Raw genomic sequence first — 4,057 nt, forward strand, 5'->3', positions numbered from 1 at the left:
CACCTTGCCAAATTTGTCATTTAATCTTACCGTATATTCGCTTTTTTATTTTGTGGTAAATTTATATTGTTCTATAACTTCTCTGGCTAAATTGGAAAATGAATTAGAAAATTTCCAGAACTACAGCTTCAATAGTGATGTTAGCGGAGATGAGATTCTATTTGATTATAAATTGCATAATGCTCCTTGCCATACTTTTAATGCCGTTCCGCTGATGAGAAAAATGGGGATTGAGATTATTAAGAATGGGTAGGTTAGCATGCGTTTTGCTTCGCAAGGCGCGCTAGTGTGATCGAGACACATAGAAAAAGACCCGCTAGTTGGACTAACAGGTCTTTTTTATGTTCTTGAAAAATTAATTAATCAAGGGAAAATTCCCATATCAGTATAACTAATAGCTATCCTATCAATCGCTAAAATAAAGGCAGCTGTTCTTAAACTTTTGATTTTCTTTTCCTTTCTTTTTTGGTTCATATCATGATATGCAGTTACCATGGTTTCTTCCAATCCTGAAATTACCAAATCTCGCTCGCTTGCGCCTTTTATGATAGAGTCTCTTTGTTCCTGATTGAAGGCATCTCCCGTAGCATTTTCGATACTATCTACCAGCAACTTATATTTTTCCATATCATATCGCTTCTCTAGTTTGCCAAAAGAAACTCTTGATAGGTTTTTTAGCCACTCAAAGTAAGAAACGGTAACACCACCCGCATTCAAATACATATCAGGTATTACCATAATATTTTTGTCCAATAATATTTTTTCTGCTTCCTTGGTAACAGGTCCGTTGGCTGCTTCACCTATTATCTTAGCTTGAATTCTTGGTGCATTTTCACCCGTAATTTGGTTTTCCAATGCAGCAGGAACTAATATATCGCATGGATATTCCATAATTTCGGCAGAGTTTTCCACAAATTTTCCTTTGCTATATCCTTTGAAAGTTTTATTGGCGGTTTGATAATTTTTTAAAGCTTCAATATCAATTCCCTCTTCATCCCAAATGCCACCATTCCACTCTGCAATTCCTATTACTTTTGCTCCAGCTTCTGATAGATATTTGGCCGAATAGAAACCAACATTTCCTAATCCTTGAATGATGACTTTTTTACCTTTTAAACCAGGAGTTAAGCCTACTTCCTTCATATCATCCTCTACGCTGACCGCTTCTCTGATTCCGATATAAACTCCCATACCTGTTGCTTCCGTTCTACCTTCAATTCCATGCTGGGAAAGCGGCTTGCCCGTTACGCAGGCTTTTGCATTAATGGCTTCAGGGTTGAAAGCTTCGTAAGTATCCACAATCCAAGCCATTTCCCTTGCGCCAGTCCCATAATCAGGAGCTGGAACATCAATAGCAGGACCAATAAACTTCTTCTTGATTAATTCAGCAGTATATCTTCTGGTTACTTTTTCTAATTGGCTCGCGTTGTATTTTAACGGGTCAATATTGACTCCTCCTTTGGCTCCACCGAAAGGAATATTTACCATCGCGCATTTGTAAGTCATCAAGGCTGAAAGACCCATAACTTCCTGTTCATTTACCATCTCACTGAATCTGATACCTCCTTTTGTTGGGAGCTTATGATGCGAGTGCTGAACTCTGTAACCTTTTACTACTTGATAGGAACCATCTTCCATTCGAATAGGAAAGTTGAATTTATAAATACTATTACATTGCTTGATTTGCTCTAACAGCCCAGGATGTAATTCTAAATGTTGTGCAGCATCATCAACGAAACTACACACATCTTCAAACAGGCTATATTCTTCATTTTGTGCCATAAAGTGTACTTTTTAAGTTCAAAAAGTTTAATTTTTTATTCTACTAAAGCTAAATATTCTTTCTTTAATTTCGGACAGATTTTATATCTTTCTTCCTTAGTGTCATCGTAAATGGCTTCTAAAAGTTCATAAACTTTTGTTAGTCCGATTTTCTCACACCACTCAAAAGGTCCGAATGGATAGTTGGTACCGAGTTTCATACCCAAATCGATATCTTCTCTTTCTGCGGTTCCTTCCTGAACAGTATAATAAGCCTCATTTATAATCATACAGATAATTCTTGGCGTTACCATACCCACTCTGTCTTCCACTATTTCAAAATCAGTCTCTAATTTACCACAGATTAAATTTAGTTTCTCTTTATCATTTTCATCTTGAATGCTGCATTCTAAAACACTTTTATTGATGAAGGTAGAGAGTCCATTAAATCCGAAAACGGTGTTTTGGGTTTGATGTTGATAGATTTTTAAATTACCGAAAGAGCTCATGGCCATGTTGGTAAATATGGTCAAGTCAGGACGCTGCTCATAAAAGGTAAGTGCTTCAGGCTCTTCAGCCACAAAAAAATCAAAAACGACATCTGCTTCAAAAAAAGCTTCTTTTGTTATCTCGGTTAAATCATCAAAAGAAATGATTTGGTGTTTTTTGCCAAATTTCGCTGTTATTTCTTCTTGGTTTATATGGACTCCGACAACAAGTATATTCATAATTTGTTAGTTTTGAACCAAAGTTAAGGAACTAATCATAAAAAGCGAGATGAGTAAACAAATCATTCAAACAAAAGAAGCACCAGCACCTATCGGGCCTTATAATCAGGCGATTTTAGCAGGAAATACGTTATACGTTTCAGGACAAATAGCGTTGGATGCACAATCGATGGAATTGATAAATGAAAATATTACAGAAGAAACCCATCAGGTGATGAAAAACCTAGAAGCCATTCTATCGGCCGCAAAATTGGGCTTTTCAGATGTAGTGAAGTGCAGCATTTTCGTAAAAGACATGAACAATTTTTCCACAATTAATGAAGCTTACGGCATGTATTTCAAAGCAAATCCACCAGCTAGGGAAACGGTTGAGGTAGCGCGTCTACCTAAAGATGTGAACGTGGAAATCAGCTGCATAGCGGTAAAATAATGCAATTATGGCCAGCTAAATCGGAAATGTTCCTTAGTCCTTTGGGGGAAAAAGAAATCATCAGACGTATGGAGCTGGCCGTAAAGCCTGTAAAATTTCAATCTTTCAAGAATCAGTCACTTGAGGACTTTGGCGTAGAAGCTTATTTGTTCAATGGGAAGGTGGGTAAATCTGGATTTTCCATATCCCAAATTGTAAGTAGACCCAATAATTTCCTTCCATTAATTAAAGGTAAAATAGAAGGTGGAGACAATGGGAGTCTAGTCCATCTTGAGTTTTGCTTATTTCCAAGCGTAAAATATTTTTTGCTTTTTTGGATAATTCTGATGCTGCTTTTTTCAATTATATCTTTTGCACAAGAGGATAATATATTGACTATAATTTTTCCGCTGATTATTTTAGTGGCGAGTTATGCATTAATAATTTCTCGATTTATTGATGCCTATTATAAAAGCCGAAAGCAATTGATGCGTTTAATCGGGTAACAATTTTTTTAGTCTGTATGAAAAACTTAATTCAATTGGAAGAAGCTGCAATGTTTGCATTCTCCATATTACTTTTCTCTGATTTATCTTTTGCTTGGTGGTGGTTTCTTGCTTTAATTCTAGCACCTGACATAGGAATGATAGGCTATGCCTTTGGGAATAAAATTGGAGCTTATACTTATAATCTTTTCCATCATAAAGGTATTGCAGTTGTGGTTTATGCCTTTGGTTGGTGGTTAAGTAATGATTACTTAATGCTTTCAGGAATTATTCTATTTGGCCATGCGAGCATAGACAGATTATTTGGCTACGGCTTGAAATATGAAAAAGGCTTTAAATTTACGCATTTAGGGGAGATTGGGAAGTGAATTTAAAATAGTAATTCTATCGCTAGCCTCCGGCTAGTGATGGCTACTTGTGCCTCCGGCACGAATTAGTTTGCTCTAAAGCAAACTTTTCGTTTAATAATTCGCCAGGGGAGGTAGTAATTTTCACTAGCGAGACGCTAGCGGAAGTGGCTGTTGCACAACTACCTTTTATAAAAGTTAAAATTACGACTCATTTCTGGATAATTTCTGTTTTGAAGTCCTGTTATAGATAGAGACTTCCGATACACTGAAAAAACAGATAAGAATTGACTTATTTTATTGTTA

Annotated in this window: 6 protein-coding genes; 4 read left to right on the forward strand and 2 right to left on the reverse strand. The window is 36.3% G+C overall.

All coding sequences use genetic code 11. From position 1 onward, the window contains the following. Positions 1–253 (forward strand): hypothetical protein (locus VFM92_RS08835; RefSeq protein WP_325121848.1); only part of this gene is annotated, 253 nt, incomplete at its 5' end. Positions 254–363: 110 nt separating this feature from the next. Here VFM92_RS08835 and VFM92_RS08840 read toward each other — a convergent pair. Both VFM92_RS08840 and VFM92_RS08845 read right to left on the reverse strand, forming a co-directional pair. Next, positions 364–1,782: a Glu/Leu/Phe/Val dehydrogenase gene (locus VFM92_RS08840; RefSeq protein WP_325121849.1), complete on the reverse strand. Its 1,419-nt coding sequence runs from the start codon at positions 1,780–1,782 to the stop codon at positions 364–366. 35 nt (positions 1,783–1,817) lie between these two features. After that, positions 1,818–2,489, reverse strand: a complete 672-nt coding sequence (locus tag VFM92_RS08845) for a 3-hydroxyacyl-CoA dehydrogenase family protein (RefSeq protein ID WP_325121850.1) — start codon at positions 2,487–2,489, stop codon at positions 1,818–1,820. 49 nt (positions 2,490–2,538) lie between these two features. Here VFM92_RS08845 and VFM92_RS08850 point away from each other — a divergent pair, with 49 nt between their 5' ends. The 3 genes from VFM92_RS08850 to VFM92_RS08860 are packed head-to-tail and all read left to right on the forward strand — an operon-like array spanning position 2,539 to position 3,772. Then, on the forward strand, positions 2,539–2,919 hold the full coding sequence (locus VFM92_RS08850; RefSeq protein ID WP_325121851.1) for a RidA family protein: 381 nt from the start codon (positions 2,539–2,541) through the stop codon (positions 2,917–2,919). Next, positions 2,919–3,404 carry a hypothetical protein gene (locus VFM92_RS08855; protein WP_325121852.1) on the forward strand — a complete coding sequence of 162 codons (486 nt, stop codon included), beginning with the start codon at positions 2,919–2,921 and terminating at the stop codon, positions 3,402–3,404. Before VFM92_RS08850 ends, VFM92_RS08855 begins: the two co-directional genes overlap by 1 nt. Positions 3,405–3,421: 17 nt before the next feature. Then, the gene (locus VFM92_RS08860; RefSeq protein ID WP_325121853.1) at positions 3,422–3,772 is read left to right on the forward strand and encodes a DUF4260 domain-containing protein; all 351 of its coding nucleotides are present in this window, start codon (positions 3,422–3,424) and stop codon (positions 3,770–3,772) included. Positions 3,773–4,057 lie beyond the last annotated feature (285 nt).

Origin of the sequence: Marivirga sp. (assembly GCF_035704835.1) — a bacterium.
GTDB lineage: Bacteria > Bacteroidota > Bacteroidia > Cytophagales > Cyclobacteriaceae > Marivirga.